At 36.9% G+C, this 17,334-nt stretch carries 17 protein-coding genes; 11 read left to right on the top strand and 6 right to left on the bottom strand.

Annotated elements, in window-relative coordinates:
* From ADIARSV_RS07340 to ADIARSV_RS07315, 6 genes are all read left to right on the top strand, one after another.
* Positions 1-1,488 carry a thioredoxin-like domain-containing protein gene (locus ADIARSV_RS07340; protein WP_016194815.1) on the top strand — a complete coding sequence of 496 codons (1,488 nt, stop codon included), beginning with the start codon at positions 1-3 and terminating at the stop codon, positions 1,486-1,488.
* Positions 1,489-1,519: 31 nt separating this feature from the next.
* A complete protein-coding gene (locus tag ADIARSV_RS07335; RefSeq protein WP_040299417.1) occupies positions 1,520-2,740 on the top strand; it encodes a gliding motility-associated C-terminal domain-containing protein in 1,221 nt (406 codons plus the stop codon).
* A gap of 12 nt (positions 2,741-2,752) precedes the next feature.
* Positions 2,753-3,721, top strand: coding sequence for a PorP/SprF family type IX secretion system membrane protein (locus ADIARSV_RS07330; RefSeq protein ID WP_235048380.1), 969 nt, complete (start codon positions 2,753-2,755; stop codon positions 3,719-3,721).
* A gap of 192 nt (positions 3,722-3,913) precedes the next feature.
* Positions 3,914-4,348, top strand: a complete 435-nt coding sequence (locus tag ADIARSV_RS07325; protein ID WP_016194812.1) for a DUF2147 domain-containing protein — start codon at positions 3,914-3,916, stop codon at positions 4,346-4,348.
* Positions 4,349-4,888: 540 nt separating this feature from the next.
* A complete protein-coding gene (locus ADIARSV_RS07320) occupies positions 4,889-5,302 on the top strand; it encodes an OsmC family peroxiredoxin (RefSeq protein WP_016194811.1) in 414 nt (137 codons plus the stop codon).
* A gap of 191 nt (positions 5,303-5,493) precedes the next feature.
* A complete protein-coding gene (locus ADIARSV_RS07315; protein ID WP_040299416.1) occupies positions 5,494-5,859 on the top strand; it encodes a LiaF transmembrane domain-containing protein in 366 nt (121 codons plus the stop codon).
* A 165-nt stretch (positions 5,860-6,024) separates the two neighbouring features.
* On the opposite strand, the gene mscL is transcribed toward ADIARSV_RS07315, so the two are convergent.
* Together mscL and ADIARSV_RS07305 are read right to left on the bottom strand one after the other, a co-directional pair.
* The gene (gene mscL, locus ADIARSV_RS07310) at positions 6,025-6,438 is read right to left on the bottom strand and encodes a large-conductance mechanosensitive channel protein MscL (RefSeq protein ID WP_016194809.1); all 414 of its coding nucleotides are present in this window, start codon (positions 6,436-6,438) and stop codon (positions 6,025-6,027) included.
* A gap of 152 nt (positions 6,439-6,590) precedes the next feature.
* Positions 6,591-7,790, bottom strand: coding sequence for a DEAD/DEAH box helicase (locus ADIARSV_RS07305; RefSeq protein WP_040299415.1), 1,200 nt, complete (start codon positions 7,788-7,790; stop codon positions 6,591-6,593).
* A 125-nt stretch (positions 7,791-7,915) separates the two neighbouring features.
* On the opposite strand from ADIARSV_RS07305, the gene ADIARSV_RS07300 reads away from it, so the two are divergent.
* Complete coding sequence (locus ADIARSV_RS07300) at positions 7,916-8,500, top strand: hypothetical protein (protein ID WP_016194807.1); 585 nt, start codon at positions 7,916-7,918, stop codon at positions 8,498-8,500.
* A gap of 125 nt (positions 8,501-8,625) precedes the next feature.
* Here ADIARSV_RS07300 and ADIARSV_RS07295 read toward each other — a convergent pair whose 3' ends face one another.
* Positions 8,626-9,096, bottom strand: coding sequence for a hypothetical protein (locus ADIARSV_RS07295; protein WP_152439802.1), 471 nt, complete (start codon positions 9,094-9,096; stop codon positions 8,626-8,628).
* Between the two features lie 107 nt (positions 9,097-9,203).
* Here ADIARSV_RS07295 and ADIARSV_RS07290 point away from each other — a divergent pair, with 107 nt between their 5' ends.
* Positions 9,204-9,611 carry a hypothetical protein gene (locus ADIARSV_RS07290; protein ID WP_016194805.1) on the top strand — a complete coding sequence of 136 codons (408 nt, stop codon included), beginning with the start codon at positions 9,204-9,206 and terminating at the stop codon, positions 9,609-9,611.
* On the opposite strand, the gene ADIARSV_RS07285 is transcribed toward ADIARSV_RS07290, so the two are convergent.
* From ADIARSV_RS07285 to ADIARSV_RS07275, 3 genes are all read right to left on the bottom strand, one after another.
* Entirely contained in the window at positions 9,608-10,231 is a 624-nt protein-coding gene (locus ADIARSV_RS07285) for a YceI family protein (protein ID WP_040299414.1), read from the bottom strand. The genes ADIARSV_RS07290 and ADIARSV_RS07285 overlap by 4 nt on opposite strands.
* A 99-nt stretch (positions 10,232-10,330) precedes the next feature.
* A complete protein-coding gene (locus tag ADIARSV_RS07280) occupies positions 10,331-11,725 on the bottom strand; it encodes a hypothetical protein (protein ID WP_016194803.1) in 1,395 nt (464 codons plus the stop codon).
* Positions 11,726-11,762: 37 nt separating this feature from the next.
* Complete coding sequence (locus ADIARSV_RS07275) at positions 11,763-12,377, bottom strand: YceI family protein (RefSeq protein ID WP_016194802.1); 615 nt, start codon at positions 12,375-12,377, stop codon at positions 11,763-11,765.
* Positions 12,378-12,758: 381 nt separating this feature from the next.
* Between ADIARSV_RS07275 and pta the strand changes: the two genes are divergently transcribed.
* From pta to ADIARSV_RS07260, 3 genes are all read left to right on the top strand, one after another.
* Positions 12,759-14,852, top strand: coding sequence for a phosphate acetyltransferase (gene pta / locus ADIARSV_RS07270; protein WP_016194801.1), 2,094 nt, complete (start codon positions 12,759-12,761; stop codon positions 14,850-14,852).
* 18 nt (positions 14,853-14,870) lie between these two features.
* Entirely contained in the window at positions 14,871-16,070 is a 1,200-nt protein-coding gene (locus tag ADIARSV_RS07265; RefSeq protein ID WP_016194800.1) for an acetate/propionate family kinase, read from the top strand.
* Between the two features lie 548 nt (positions 16,071-16,618).
* Positions 16,619-17,334, top strand: a 716-nt coding sequence (locus ADIARSV_RS07260; protein ID WP_040299413.1) for a sensor histidine kinase, incomplete at its 3' end; no start/stop codon positions are given.

Genomic DNA, 17,334 nt, shown 5'->3' with positions numbered 1-17,334 from the left:
ATGAAATTAAGTAAGATGGATAATGTTAAAAAAATGGGAAAAGGTTTTATAAAAATTTGTGAGTCGGGAATATTTGTCTTACTTTTTGTCTTTGCGTTCAATGTACATTCAGAAGCACAGGATGTAACTATAAAAGTTCATATCTCGGGTGTTTATGATAGCAAGATTACTTTATTACCTTTAGTTGGAGCAAATGCTTTGAAACCCCTGGTAGAAAAGACAGGTATTAAAAATGGAGGAATATCGATTATAACCGTTCCTAAAGACCGTTTACCTGGAGCCTTTGTCCTTCGCTTCGATTATAAAGAAAAGGAAAGCAGTACACCTTACCCATCAGAAAAATACATCTTTATAAATAATCAAAATCTGGAATTATGGGTACATCCAAAGGCGATTAGTACTCCAGACAGTACTTATTTCCAAAAAGACGAAAAAGAAAATAACCTATTTGTATTCTTTTCAACGGAAAATGCAAAACGTAAGCAACAAATAGGGCTTCTTCAAAATTTCTTAATGGCTTATGACAAACCTCAGTCAAACTTTTATTCTAATGGAATTCAAGAATATGAAACCCGACGAGTGGAATACAATCAATGGGTAACGTCACAAATGAATCAGCATAAAGATGCATTTATAAGCTCTACTTTTGCTTTTCAGTATGTTCAACCTATCGATTGGAAAGGGAAAGAAGCCGACAGAATGAATAGTCTGATGGCACATTATTTTGACAACATGGATTTTAAAGATCCTCTATTAGTAAAAACTGCAGAACTTAAGGAATGGATGGATAAATATGTTAATTTTTATGGAGCCATGTCCACAACCATTGCTTTGAGAGATTCCTTATTTACCCTTGCAGGTAAAAGATCAATAGAAAAGGCTAAATCAGGCCATCCTCTTGTATACGGATGGGTAGTTGATTACTTCTATAAAGGATATGAGGGATTCAACATTCCTTCTGGCATCAAAATGCTGGAACCCTACTTGCAGGATCCCAGATGTCTAACAAGCAAAAGACTCGAGATTGAAAAACGTCTTCAGGGGATAGAATCCATAAGGCCTGGGATTGTTGCCCCCGATTTTCTTACTACAGATAAAGCGGGAAAGGCTGTTCAGTTCCTAAATTATAAAATGGACTCACCTTACAAATTAGTTTTATTCTGGTCAGCAGACTGTCAGCATTGCAAGGAACTAATGGAAAAATTGTACCCCACCTATCAACAAATTGGCGGTAAGGAAAAGATGGAGGTATTTGCTTTAAGTCTTGACTTTACGGATGTCGAAATTAAAGCTTGGGAAGATGCAAAATCAAAATTAGTTGGCTGGAAACACAGCAGGCCCAAAGAGGGAATTAACAGTCCTGAAGCAAATGCATATTATGTACTTGCCACACCTGTAATGATCCTTGTTGATTCAAAAACGAATAAAATAGTAGCTCTTCCAGATTCAGCAGAACAACTTGAAGAAGCAATCAAAAAGATAAAATAAGGTTGAAGGGACGGAGTACACACATACAGAAATGAAAAAACCGGTAATATTCTTAGCAATAGCGTTTAGTATATTGTTTTTCCCGAATAGTTTAAAGGCTCAACTAAATGCTGGAACAGAAGGCCTGTTTATTAAAAGCGGTACCTCATTTTCCGTTGATGGACTTACTCTTATACCATCCGACGATTTATATATAAATAACTTGAGTGTTATAAGAGAGTCTTTGCCTGTTAACTGGCCTCAGTATAACGGGATAAGGCGCATATATCATTTTAGCAGTCCTGTTATGTATCGTGGGTATCTGGCTTTGAATTATATGGAGGCCGAACTAAATGGTAATAAGGCAGCAGAACTTACCTTAGCTTATACCAGCACGGTAGCCAGTACAGATTATGCTAATTATACTTTTTCTTCTTTAAGTGCAGTAAACGTAAATAAAAATATAATCGCTGAAACTATTGGGACCTCCATCAATTTCTCTGATCTAACGGCAGTAACTCCTGGATTTCTTGTTCCTCCTGTTACACCATCAGAAGCAACAACAATTTGCGAAGGTACTTCAGTTACTTTAAGTACTGTGGCAGCAATGGCATGGCAATGGTATCGTGATGGTATCCCGCTAACGGGTAGCAAGCGTCGTACTTTAGTAATTTCCCAAAGTGGAAATTATGCAGTACGAACAACATTTTCTAATGGAGTAGCAAGTACTTCATTTCCTGTTCCTGTTAACGTGAGTCCTCCAATTGAAGGAGGTGTACTATCCGATACAAAAACTGACCTTTCATTAGGTGCTATAGCTAAATTAACAGCTTCTGGTGGTACATCTTATCAATGGGAGAGTGCTGATGGAATTATCAATGGTTTAAATTCCGATACATTAGTGGTCAGGCCAACAAAATCTACCACATATCAGGTTATAATCAGTAATAGCTTTGGTTGTAATACGGTTAAAACAATAGAAGTTGTTGTGGCGAATGATTATAAAACGTTGGAAGCAAATAATTTAATAACACCCAATGGTGATGGTATAAATGATTTTTGGCTTATCAAAAATATCGATTTATATCCTAATAATGAGTTGAAAATTTTTGATCGTGCTGGAAGAGTCGTGTTTAGCCAGACTGGTTATAATAATACCTGGGACGGAACCTTTAATGGAATTCCTCTATCTGAAGATACCTATTACTATGTCTTATACCTTGATTCTGGAAAAGGTAAATTAACAGGCTTTATATCAGTTGTACGCCAATAAACACAAAATACTATGGTAAAAATACTTTGTGCCTATACTAAAATGCAAAATAAAATATATACATATATCCTTTTTCTATTCGTACTCTTTGTCTGTTTTAGTGTAGCTATCCAACAGGCAAACGCACAAGTAGTACCCTTAGCCGCTCAATATTACTTGAATCAGTATTTAGGTAATCCTGCATTTGCGGGTTTTGATAATGGATTAAGAGTTAATATTGCTTACCGCAACCAGTGGAGGGCTATTCCCGGCTCTCCGGTTACTCAATCCCTTACAGGAGATTATCGCCTGCCTACATATGAAGGAGGTAAAGCCGGTGTTGGTTTAAATATCTACAGTGACATTGCTGGCTTGATTAAAAGAACGAGAGTAATGGGTAGTTATGCTTATCATTTACCTCTTGATGGTGGGACTCAAGTCATTCATTTTGGTCTATCTCTAGGAATGATGAATGAACGTCTGGATAATGAAAGTATCATTGCTGATCCAAATGATGTTCTTGCTGATCTTTATAATCAACGTAAAACATATGTTGATGGCGACTTTGGTGTGATTTACACGAATGAGCGGATGACATTCCAGGGTACAGTGCCAAATTTGAAGAAGTTTCTTCGAAAGGATAATACGGTATCTGTAGATGGATCGACTTTCTTTGTGGCTATTTCATATAAAATGGGTAGAAATCCTGATGTTTTATCACTTGAACCCAAGTTTTGTTTGCGTGGGGCACAAGGCATAGATAACTTATGGGACTTTGGATCGAATTTAAGTTTCTCTGATAAAGTAACCTTGATGGCAATGTACCATAGTAGTCAAAGCTCCACCATTGCCCTGTCCATAAATTATCTCAATAAATGTACCCTTCAAGGAGTTTATAGTAGTCAACTAGCAGGTCAAAGAGAAGCAACCGGTGGAAGTTTTGAAATTAATCTTAAAGTACCATTGAAACGTAAAGATAAAGACAAATCCTACACCTTCTAATTTTTCGCATGATTACACTCATAATAGTTGTTTTCAAAGACGTTTTGATTGTTATATTGCCGTTGGAAATGTGTCATTTTTAATGGCATTTCTGTGTTTTATAGTTGAAATTTATTTTCCGCATTTCGCAATGAAAATCCTGTTTCTGTATCTTCACATTTATCCCTATCTTAAACAACATAAATGCACATAATGAGATACCTCCTTCTTTCCTGTCTTTTACTTGTTTCTACATGCCCTATCTTCGCTCTTGATGACGATACTATTATCGGCAAGTGGATTGACCAAAAAGGAGAGGCTAAAATTGAAATCTATAAGCAAGGAAATCAGTTTTTTGGAAAATTATACTGGCTAAAAGATCCGTTTGATAAAAATGGGAATGTCAGGAAAGACCTTAATAATCCGGAAACATCTTTACGCGACAGGGATTTGAAAGGTATCGAAATATTAAAAAACTTCACTTATAATCGGGATCACGAGTGGACAGGTGGTAAAATTTATGATCCAAGATCAGGAAAAACCTACGATTGTAAAATATCTATATCGGAAGAAGGTGAATTGAATGTTAGAGGATTTATAGGATTTAGCATAATCGGGAAAACCGAAATAATGATCAGATTGAATTAATCAAGAAACGATTTATGTTAAAAATCAATTACCCACTTGGATTCTCTACTCCCTGAAATGTTTTGTTTTTTTCTATTACCCCCAAAATCGAAAATTTAGGCAAAAAAATAAGCTCTCGATGGGCGAGAGCTCAAACTAACCAATTATAAACCTAAATTATTGAAAGGAGCTGTTAGAGAAGGAATCGAACCTTCAGGTTTTTAACCTGTTCCAAACGCTACAGTGTGCTCAGGTTCTTTATTCCCTTTTGCTTGATACAAATATAATACGTTTATCTATTCCTTGCAAATATATTAATCAATCTTTTTAATTATTGCGAATATATCAAAAGGAAACGTTTTCGCTTGCTGATTTCATTATTTAAGTAATTGTATAAATGATCTTATTGAGAGTTTAATAATCCTATATATCACTTTATTCGAAGGTTGATATAGAATTCAAACGATTTATATTTTAACTTCTTATTATTTCTAAATTTCATTCTTAAAAACTAAGTGCTTCCTTATTCGTTTAAATTTCAAATCACAAATTCAATATATTATGATAAGAAATGCGACAGCTGTCTGGACTGGAACAGTCAAAGAAGGCAAAGGGAACTTAACTACTGAAAGTACTGTTCTTGATCATACTCAATATTCATATAACTCACGTTTTGCAGAAGGTGTTGGAACAAACCCTGAAGAGCTCATAGCGGCCGCACATGCTGGCTGTTTTACTATGATGTTAAGTTCTGTAATAACTGAAGCTGGCTTTACAATAGATCAACTAACAACAGTTTGTAAAATTACTTTCGAAAATGGAGTAATAGCAAAATCTCATTTGAGTGTTGAAGCTAAAGTTCCTGAAATTGAGGAAGACAAATTTCAAGAACTAGTTACAAATGCAGAGCAAAACTGCCCTGTTAGTAAATTGTTCAAGACAGAAATATCTTCTGAAGCAAAATTGCTTAGTTAATTTGAATCAAATTAGGTTTAATTTAATTCTTGAACCTCAAAACCGTAGATGGCTTCATCTACGGTTTTTGAGGTTCCTTACATTCACCGCCTGAAAAACTGTATTTACCGTTATTTTCCAATCACCTGCCTAATAACTATTTCAAAATAAGCATCTTGAATGTACTTTTGAACTAACAAACAAACAAGGTTATGGAAAACAACACAAAAAGATTTTCAACTATTTCAGCAGGTTTACTATTTATAGTTTTCGGAGTCCTTTTATTAGCAAAGACTTGGGGACTGACTGATATGTTTCCCGATTGGTTAATTAGCTGGCCAGTGATTGTAATTGCTATAGGGGTGATCAGCGGAATTAAACATCGGTTTTCTAAACCAGGCGCCTATTACCTCATCGGGATAGGAACAGCATTCCTGGCAGACCGAATTTATCCGGCTTTAAATACCTACCAACTCTTATTCCCCTTAATCCTTCTCTCAGCAGGACTGTATATGATTTTTGGAAAATACAACAACAACTGTGGCTTTAAGCAAGTTAATAAAGAAACGTATCCGTAGTCGCAGGTTTTTTACTAAATAAACAAAGTGAATTTCCTGTTGACCGAAACAGAAAGTTCTATAAAAGTTAATAATGTTTTACTGATGCCTGGTTGAAAAGGAGGAGTCCTTTCTGAACTCTTCCTTTAAACTTGAAAATATTGAAAATCTAACCAATAATAAAGATCAGATTTTCTTTTCCTGTAAAATATCCCGAATCTCAGTCAGTAAAATTTCTTCCTTAGTTGGAACAACAGGCACCGTAGGTGCTATTTCTTCTTTACGTTTCAAAGAATTAATAGCTTTTACAACTAAAAAAATACAAAAAGCGACAATAAGGAACTGAATCAATGTATTCAAAAACAGGCCATATTTAATAGAAACTTCGGCAACAGAATGAGCCGGATCGGATTTTTGAAGAAGCAATACCTTGTCTGCAAAGTCAATTCCGCCCGTCAGGTAGCCGATTGGAGGCATAATGATATCACTCACTAGTGAGGTTACTATTTTGCCAAAGGCAGCACCGATAATGACACCCACAGCAAGATCAATTACATTGCCCTTTACTGCGAACTCTTTAAATTCTTTTACAATGCTCATAGGATTATGTTTAGTATATAGGTTGATGATGTATATTCTAAACTAAAATAAAAAAAACAAATATTATTCTATACTTTGGGTATAAATAAATATTTATTTTCCTAAAGTTCCACTGAATAAGTCTTTATGAAACATAAATCCTTTAACCTTTCCTACCTTTTCACAAACTTCTTTTTTCTTTTAAAAGGAGCACTACTACTTGTCGATGCTTTAAAAACAGGTTCTTCACCAATTTCAGGTGGTAAAGGAGTATGAGGAATAGGTCTTCCTATTAATGCTTCTATATTAAGCAGCTTGCGCTGATCCTTCTCATTCACAAAAGTAATCGCAGTACCAGTAGTTTCAGCTCGTGCTGTACGTCCAACCCGGTGTATGTAATCTTCCGCATCAATCGGTGCGTCAAAATTCAGTACCAGACTAATCCCTTCCACATCAATTCCTCTCGAAAGTACATCCGTTCCAATCAATACCCTAAGCTTACGGTTCCTGAACAAAAGCATAATTTCTTCCCGTTCAGACTGGTCCAGATCCGAATGAAAAGCCTTAGCCTGGATCTTAATAGCCTTTAACGACTTATATAATGCCTTAACCTTATCCTTCGTAGAGGCAAAGATCAACACACTCGAATACTCATTCTTTTGAAGCAGCAAGGTAATTAAAGGGATTTTCTGACTATCCGTAACCTTATAGATCTGTTGATCAATTCCTGCAGCAGGTGTTGATACTGCCATGGTTACTTGTTCCGGATTATTCAATATAGAAGTAGCCAGTTTACGGATCTTAGGAGGCATCGTAGCAGAGAACATCACCGTCTGCCTATGAGGAGGTAAAAAGCTGATGATCCGCATGATATCATCCAGAAAACCCATGTCCATCATCCTATCCGCTTCATCCAGGATCAAACATTTTAAATGCTCAGCCTTAAACGTACCAGCATTTAAATGCGCAATAAGTCTTCCCGGTGTTGCGATGATAATATCCACACCATCTTTAAGAGCTCTTTGTTGTTGTCCATAGACAATTCCATCGCCCCCGCCATAGACGGCTACCGAACTTATGCCTGTAAAGTAGCCCAAACCTTCAACCTGTTGGTCAATTTGCTGTGCAAGTTCCCGTGTTGGCGCTAAGATGAGTGTATGCGTAAATTTCTTATCCGTCTTTGATATGCTATTCAGTACTGGCAAAAGATAAGAAGCTGTTTTACCAGTGCCAGTTTGTGCACAGGCAATCAAATCTTTTCCTTCTAATATTAAGGGTATTGTTTGTTGCTGAATAGGGGTAGGCTCTTTATAGCCCATACTTAGAATACCGTCAAGCAATGGCTCTTCGAAATTAAAATCGTTGAAAGTCAATATATTTATTTCTTATTATTTGCCAAGTTAAAAATTTAAATTCATACGCAGATCAAAATAGTGACGAAAATTATACTTTATGTAGCAGATAAAGCACTATCTTAAGGCCTTGAAATGCAAAAGACATGAAACCTTACATCTTATTTCTGACTATACTGAGCATTATCGTAGCATCCTGTACTAATTCTAAACAGTCAAATGAAAATGCTGCATCTAAAGAACTTTTTCAAAAGAAAAATAATATTGATCGGATAATCACCGATAGTACCTTGCTCGTTTTTGTCAAAGTAAAGGGTAAAAGTGTGCTTGTTCCTGTTATAGACAGAAAATATCCTCAAAAAATTGAGACTACCTTTAACATCTTAAGGGACAAAGATGACCGTATTGTTTTTATATCAGAAATGCCCTATAACGAAACCAGTGAATGGTTTATCTCTTATAAAAGCTACTTTGATGAACAGGGTAAATTATTTGCCTTTCAGCGCCTGAATAATTTTCTCAATAACAAATGTACACATGGAGCGGCAATGGAAAATAGTATAGGCTATTACAATGATCAGTTTAAACTCATCGATTCCTTATATACCATTACAGATACCTATAAAAAGCCATTAGATAAAAAGGCTTGTAAATTCCCTTATAATTTCAAATATACCGTTGTTAAAGATTTAAAGGAGTACAAAACACTGAAAAATATTCCTTCTATTTAGCAAGCAGGCAAGTGATTAACTAAGCTAGTAAACCTGCAAGTAATTATTTAGGGAGACCATTGCAAAAGTATCCGAGCAAGCAAGTAGTACCCTGGCAATCAATTCAACAGTCAAGTATCAAATTGTTAATTCTTAGCTTGTGTATTTTTAACAGCAGGACTTTCTACCCAGCGGCTTTGTTTAATTTGCTGTTCTGTGATTTTAAATATGTCGATCTTGATGCCGTCTAATGTAGTTTGCAAATCCATTACATCTTGTTGAATCAGCTCATGTTGAATAGTAAGGTAATCTTCTTTTAAATTCATCAGCTCTTCAATCGTAGATTTAAGGTGTGATTGATGGCAGAAAATTTTATTAAGTACCAGGTTTTTTTTTCTGTCCAAGGTATTGATTGCACAGTTAATTTCTTGAATATTGTTTGTATTTTCGTCGTTCAGGTCTTCTGTGAAGAATTTGAGTAACAGTTTCTTTAAAAACTTAACCTCATCCTCAAAAAAATCAATATATGAAAGCCAATTTCTTGAAGAAAGGTATAGGGTTTGAATCGTAGCCCCAGAACCATAGATGATTGGTGTTTTTAATATTTCTGCTTTCATGGTATTAATTATTATATTAACTGCAGATATAAAATTGAGGTTAATTTGCTTGATAAAAATGATGGATGTCATTTAAGATACTGATATAGAGAACAAACTAAAAATTGATGAAAAGAGTTATTAAATCCGGATTAATAGTAGGTGTTATATTGTTTGTAATCAGCTATGGTGGGCTTTTCCTGAGCATCATGTTCTTTCCTGCCCTTTTTGTCGATTACAACAACCCGCTCTTTAATTCCGATGGCAGCAGGGACGTATTATTTTACATGCATGCCTTTATTATCAGTATGGCTTTATCCTGGTTTTGGGAACGGTTTAAACCGCTGTTTAAAGGTGGGTCTATTGTAAGAGGAGTGGAGTTTGGACTCGTATATGGAATGGTTGCCCTGCTTCCTGTTATGTGGATTACATTCAGCACAATGGATATCACCGTACCAATGGTGCTTAGCTGGTTGTTTTATGGAATTGTGCAGGCTATAGTAGCCGGTGTTATTCTATCCCGTATTAATCCTTAGTTTCTTAAAATCTTCATGGTAAGCTGAAACTCAACGCTCAGTTTATTGTCCGTCTGTATCATGCCCCCTAGTTTTCTGGGAGGTTTTAAATCAAAATCAGAAAAGTTTACATCCTGCTCACCCAGCAATCTAATATTCCCTTGATTATCTAATTTGAAAGTGTAATTAATATCAAACCTTTTGGCCCGACCTGCAAGCTCTATATCAACGATCCCTTTTATTTTGCTTTCTTGCGTGTTTAAGGAAGGGAGTTTAGCCAGACTAACAAAGCTGATTTTTAATTGTGGGTATTCCTTCGCTTTTAATGTTTTGCGCAAATCAGCTGTCATCATTGCATGGTGACAGTCAAACAGTTTTACATCCAACCCTAACCGGCCTTTTAAAGGAATTCCTTCTCTTCCTGCAATCTTTCTATATACGTTTATTGTATCGGGTCTGCTATATCCTGTGATCTCACATGCAAAAGTATTCACGTTTGTGCTCCCTTTTACCCGGAGCGATCCTCCATTTAACACAACCCATTTCGTGCTAACAGGGGGAGCCTCAGCTAACTTATAGCCGGTAAAACTATACAGCAAAAGAGAGGAAAGCGTGATGTAGAAAATAAACAATCGTTTCATAGCGGTTCTCTTTTGTCTGAATGCAAGCAATTATAAGTAAAAAAGTCAGGCTGAATATGACTCAGCCTGACTTTGAAAATAAAAACAGATCAGTATAATTTAGAATCCTATAACAGCCTGCATTACGAAGCCATCGAATTTGCCTCCGTGACGGATGTCGGTAGTATCAAAGTCTTTGTACTTCTGGGTTACGTATTCACCTTTTACCATGATGTTTTTGGTTAAGAACCAACCTGCGGCAAAAGCAGTACGGTCGATTTTAACTTCGTCTTGCTGGGTAGCGAGGTCAGCGTTTACGGCATTATAACGCGCACCTACGAAAAGGTTCTCATTTGGACCGAAGCGGTACACCCCATCAATTGCAAACTGGTTGGCATCTCTCTTGGTTGTTTCTGTATATGATCTTCCTTTTGCAAGCTCATAAGTACCGAATATTTCCAAACCAGAATATTTGATGAACGCGTTGATCTGGGCTGTGGTGATCTTTCTTGTGAATCCAGGATTAAAACGACCTGAGAATGCGTTAGTAGAATAACTTGCGGTTGTGTTAACTGTGCCTGGTACTACAGCACCGTTGCTTATAACAGGAGCAGCAGCACTTGTGTAAGCGGGTTCCAGCACCATAAAGTAATTAGAACCGGTACGGTCGCCACCAAATAAGGTGTTGCCTGTTGCTGCTACTGCATTATTATGATATATGGAAGCAGCTAGTCTTACACGAAGATTTTCATCGATCTGCTTGTCAAATCCAAGCTTTCCTAAGATAGAAGGCATCTTGCTTACTCCTGCAGGCGCAGCAGATGTTTGGCTGTTGGTACTGTCGATAGTACCTCTGATAGTACCGCCTGTAGCGCCAACCATACCGAAAAACCCATTACTTCCATGCAAGTAGATTTCAGCACCGATTTCTGTGGCGAAGGCATCCATAATGTAGTTTTCTACAAATGGATTGTATATGGTTGATCCACCATCGCTTCTGCGAAAATGAGCATCACCGTAATTCACTTCCATATGACCTACTTTAATGGTAGTAAATTTCATTAGATCATCCCAGAACTGGCCCTTGAAGGGTAGTTTGTCAAACTGTAAGTAACCAGCCTTTACCCATGTTTCGTTATGGTGGCGGGAAGACAGGTAGGTGGTTAGATTTAACCGGATACCATTAGCCAATACTGCATCGTATGTAAGGTTTGCACTGGCGTTATTGAAGCCTGGGCTCATGTGATATAAAGGAATGCCGCCCGGTCTGTCATTCTCATGACTAAGAGACTGGTATCCCTGAGTGAAGCCTGCACCGATGTTAAATCTAAGTCCATCGAATGTGGACTCTTCTTTTGGAGCTTCAAATACGTTGATCCCGCTTTTATCAGCAGCACGCATATTTTGTAGTTTTTCACCTACAGTTACCAACTGAGCTTTTACAAGTACAGGGGTGCCGGCGATAAGTAACGCAACAGCGGCTTTAGCTAATGTTTTATTTAAAGATGTCTTCATTTTTTAGTTTTTAAGGATAGTATATATTTATTTAGGGTTATTTCTTAAGTTTTAAGCTGAAGTTAACGGTTACGTCGTCAGTTACTTTTAATGCGCCCAGCATAAAAGATGGTGGCTCAACCTCAAACTCGCTCATTTTAATCTTTCTTGAACCTGATATGCTTACTGTACCATCTGTGTTCTCAACTCCTTTTGCTTGTAGAATAACCGTTTTTGTTACTCCTGAAATTGTTAATGCTCCGGTAGCTTTGATGGTATATTGGTTTGTTGCTAATGGAGTTACTGTTGCAGCACTCAGTTTGAAAGTGACGGTAGAAAACTTGTCTGCTTTCAATGCTTTGTGTGCTCTGGTATTTAGTAAGCCTTCTTTTCCTTTTAGATTTTTAACAGGTAGTGAAAAGTTGAATGAACTAACATCTTGTAGGTTGCCTGCTTTGAAAACTAATTGTGCATCTCCGGTAAAACTAGTCGCTTCCATTGTCCAGTCATGTAGATTAGAAGAACCCAATACTTCAATTTTAGATCCCGCTATTGCTTTAAAAACTTGTGCGTTCGCTTGTTGAGTGAAACTTACTGCACAAAGCGTAGATAAGAAAAGAACCATAAAACTTTGATACCTGTTTCTTAATGGTGTGATAATTGCCTTTTTCATTATGTATAAACTATAGGTGTTGTGATTTTTTGTGTGAACAAATGTAAAGCGGTTTAAACACCTGTGGAATGACCTGCCTTATTGAAAAATATGATGTTAAACATTTAATGTTCTAACATCATATTAGTCTTTTATACCCGGAATGGGCACACCTTATATATACAGTTCCGGTTTAGCTGCATAATTGCCTTGTTTTAGAATTGTATATTCCACAAGCTTTGCTAACCCATAAATTATAAGAGTTAGAAAATTTGTCCTATTTTTAAGGAATAAATGAAAAAAAAATAGGTCTTATGTGACGATAAATCAAGAATGTGATCGCAGTCACTCTATATAAAATGCTTTAATTATACCTTCGTACACTATTTCAATCAAAAAATCATGACCAAGAATATTTTTATTGCCACTGCAGAACCCTACAGCGGTAAATCTGTTGTCGCATTGGGTCTTGTTAATATGCTTTTGGGTAAAACCCAGCGTGTTGGTTATTTCAAACCCATTGTGAACTTTGATCCTACCGAACAAAAGGATGTAAACGTCCAAACTATTATCGAGCATTTCGGTCTTCAGATCAATTACGAAGAAACTTACGCTGTTACCCGTCAGGAAGCAATGCGCCAAATTGAAGGCGAAGGTCAGGGTCAGATGATGGATCTAGTAATCAGTAAGTTCAAACAACTGGAAGCAAAATACGACTTCAATGTAATTGAAGGCAGTGACTTTATAGGCGAAGGTGCCGCTTTCGAATTTGAAGCAAACATTGCTATAGCTAAGAACTTAGGTTCTCCGGTTATCATTGTTGTTACTGGTGCGAATAAAACAACTGCACAGGTTGTAAATTCGGTTCTCACTATGCTTCGTAATTTTGAAGCCAGAGAAATTCAAGTTTTAGCTGTTGTCGCTAACCGGACCATAGCTGATCAGGTTGACGATATTCAAGAGCTTTTAACTGCTCAACTTCCAAAGGGAATCTTATTAGCTATTATTCCTGATGATAGAGGTTTAGAAAGTCCTTCTATGAAGGAAATATTAGAGAACTTAGGTGGTAAATTACTTTTCGGTAAAGATCAGCTAAGTAACCAGGTAGATAACTTCGTTACCGGAGCCATGAACGTGCCGAATTTTTTAAATCATATTAAAGAAAACGTACTGATTGTAACTCCTGGTGATCGTGGCGACATTATCCTTGGTGCTATGCAGGCCAACCTGTCTACCAACTATCCTAAAATTGCAGGTATTGTTTTAACAGGTGGTTTAATTCCTGAACAACCAATACTAAAATTACTTGATGGTTCTCAAACCGTTTTTCCTGTCATTGCAGTTAAAACCGGTACTTTCCAAACGATCACTCAAATTGACGGTATCAAACCGAAAATTACTACAGACAATGTGAATAAAATTCAGTTGGCTATTGATACGTTCAGTAAGTACATGAACATTAAGTCTCTGGAAGAAAAGATCGTTACTTTTAAATCTGAAGGTATCACTCCTCATATGTTCCAATATCAATTGGGTCAATGGGCTAAGCGGACCATCAAAAATATCGTTTTACCAGAAGGTCAGGATGACAGGATTCTTAAAGCAGCTACCCGCTTAATCAACCAGGGTATTGTGAACTTAACGATCCTTGGTAATCCTGAAATTATTGCAGCTTCTGTTAAAAGACTAGGATTGGATCTTGACTTTAGTAAGGTTAAAATTATTGACCATGTTAAGTCTGAATACTTTGAAGATTACGTGACCACATTATATGAGTTGAGAAAAAACAAAAATGTGAACATGGAAATGGCTCGTGACCTGATGACCGACGTATCCTATTTTGGAACAATGATGGTATACAAGGGACATGCCGATGGTATGGTTTCCGGAGCAGTTCATACTACTTCTCATACAATCAAACCAGCTTTACAATTTGTAAAAACTAAACCAGGTACTTCAGTTGTATCTTCCGTATTCTTTATGTGTCTTCCAGATCGTGTATCTGTATTCGGAGACTGTGCGGTTAATCCAAACCCAACTGCCGAACAACTGGCTGAGATTGCCATCTCTTCTGCAGAAAGTAGTATCCGTTTTGGTATCGAACCACGTATCGCAATGCTTTCTTATTCATCAGGAACTTCCGGTGAAGGTGAAGACGTTGAAAAGGTTCGTCGTGCTACTGAAATTGTGAAACAAAAACGTCCTGATTTGAAAATTGAAGGTCCTATTCAATATGATGCTGCTGTTGACCCTATTGTTGGTAAACAAAAAATGCCTGATTCTGAAGTAGCAGGACAAGCAAGTGTGTTGATTTTCCCTGATTTAAATACAGGTAACAATACTTATAAAGCAGTTCAAAGAGAAACTGGTGCTTTGGCAATCGGACCAATGCTTCAGGGTTTAAATAAACCTGTTAATGATTTAAGTCGTGGTTGTACTGTTGATGACATTTTTAATACTGTAATTATTACAGCTATTCAAAGTCAACAGAATTAATTTTAATAAGATAGACACATGAATATATTTGTTGTTAACTGTGGTAGCAGTTCCATAAAATACCAATTATTTAAATGGCCTTCGGAAGAACCTATCTGTAGTGGATTGGTAGAGCGTATTGGTCTCGAAAATTCCGTTATTACGCATAAGGTTTATACCTCAGCTGGCGAACAGGTTATCAAACGTGTGTTAGATTTACCAGATCATGAAGCAGGAATGCAAGAAGTAGGCGCGTTGCTTACTGAACCTGGCATTGGTGTAATTCAAAATCCGGAAGAAATTGAAGCAGTTGGTCACCGTATTGTTCATGGTGGAGAGTCTTTCGTACAAACAACCATTGTTACTCCAGAAGTTAAGGAAGAAATTAAGAGACTGGCTATTTTAGCTCCTCTTCATAATCCTGGTCACTATGTAGGTATTAATGTAGCACAGAAGATTTTTTCTAAAGCAACTCACGTAGTTGTTTTTGATACTGCATTCCATGCTACTATGCCCGAAAAGGCATTCCGTTATGCGATTCCTGAATCTTTCTATACTGATTATGGTGTGCGTGTTTATGGATTCCATGGAACCAGTCACAAATATGTAAGTGAACAAGCTATTGCTTATTTGGAGAAACCTGATGCCAAGATTATCACCATTCACCTTGGAAACGGTTGCAGTATGGCAGCTGTTGATGCTGGCGTTTGTGTGGATACCAGTATGGGCTTAGGTCCATTGGACGGTTTGATTATGGGTACCCGTTGTGGAAATATTGACCCTTCAGTAGTATTTTTCCTGGTTTCTCAATTAGGATATGATATTGCTCAGGTTGACAATTTGTTCAACAAACAAAGTGGTATGCTGGGATTAACCGGTTTCAGTGATATGCGCGATATTTTGAAAGCTATTGATGCTGGAGATGAGAAGGCTAAATTGGCTTACGATATGTACGCATACCGGATCAAGAAGTATATCGGATCTTATGCTGTTGCAATGAATGGTCTTGATGCCATCATATTTACTGCAGGTGTAGGCGAAAATGATGATTATCTGAGAGAAGCAGTATGTGCGGGTATGGATTTTACCGGCATTAAACTGGATACCGAAAAAAATCATAAACGTGCAAAAGGACTAAGAGAAGTAAATCTTCCTGATTCAAAAGTGAAGGTGCTAATCGTTCCAACCAATGAAGAATTGGAAATTGCAAAAGAGTGTTTTGAGCTCTTAGAAAAGTAAATTCATAATAGGATTAAATAATTAGTTGTTCGTAGGTCGTTTCCATTCAGTGGGAACGGCCTTCTTTTTTGCCTTTTTTTTAATCGGGAAGCGATAATTGAGATATAACAGGGAGGTGTAATTAGTGTTATTTGTAAATTTTTGTCGATCATAAAATTAACTTGACCGAATTCTGAAAGAAGAGTATGGCTAGGTGCACTTTAATCTAACCTTATTCTAAAAGAGAACAACCTATTACTAACTAGTGATCAGATTAAGGGTGAGGCCACGGTGATGCCACGGTGATGCCACAGTGAGGCCACCTTTTACCGCAAAAACGTGGCGTCACTGTGGCCTCACTGTGGCATCATCATAGCATCAAGAATAATCTGGCCTTAATTTGGCTTGGGGTAAACCAGTTTTTAATAACTTTTATTTTAAGGAATACCTGGCTATTTTTTTAAGTGCCTTAATCTGCGTTTATCTCTAATTTGAAGCATTAGAAGATAAACCTATCCTGTTGGTATAATGCTTCTCTTATTTAATTTGTTTATAGCTACTTTAGGCTGATGAATAAGTTGCGAACCGCATTCCTTCATATCTGCGTATGGCTTGCTATCCTGTTGTTGTTTATTTATGTATCGAGTAGAAACGGTGCAGTAAAAGACTCCATCGTGATCTTTTTGTATTTCGGGCTGGTCAATATTGCGATTTTCTACATCAACTACCTTTATATCTTACCCAATTATTTGAATAGTCGAAGGTATTTGGGATGTACAGTCAGCATCATTTTACTCGTCCTCTTTACGGCATGTTTTAAATATGCGATAGCCAGTATCTTCAGTGATATTATTCTGGTTCAGGGACATAACCAGGATTATTATGTTAATTTTTGGGAATATCTTTTTATAGCGACCATTACAGGGACATTTTTTGTTTTTTTAAGTACAGCTTATAAGTTTACTGTGGATTGGTTCCTGAATGAAAAGATCAGGAAGACACTCGAGAATGAAAAACTCAGTACTGAGTTGGCCTTCCTTCGCTCACAAATTAACCCACATTTTTTATTCAATTCCTTAAATAACATATACTCACTGGCTTATCAGCAATCCGAAAAAACGCCTGAAGCTATATTGAAACTATCCGAAATTATGCGGTATATGCTGGAAGATAGTAATGAACCTACTGTGCCGCTGCATCGGGAAATCAGGTATTTAAAAAATTATATCGAACTGCAAACCTTAAGGTTTAAAAATGGAGCTTATGTTCAGTTTCAAATCAAGAC

The organism is Arcticibacter svalbardensis MN12-7, assembly GCF_000403135.1.
GTDB classification, from domain to species: Bacteria; Bacteroidota; Bacteroidia; order Sphingobacteriales; family Sphingobacteriaceae; genus Arcticibacter; species Arcticibacter svalbardensis.
The sequence above is the reverse complement of the archived record's forward strand: the minus strand, read 5'-3'. Positions and strand labels throughout refer to the sequence as shown.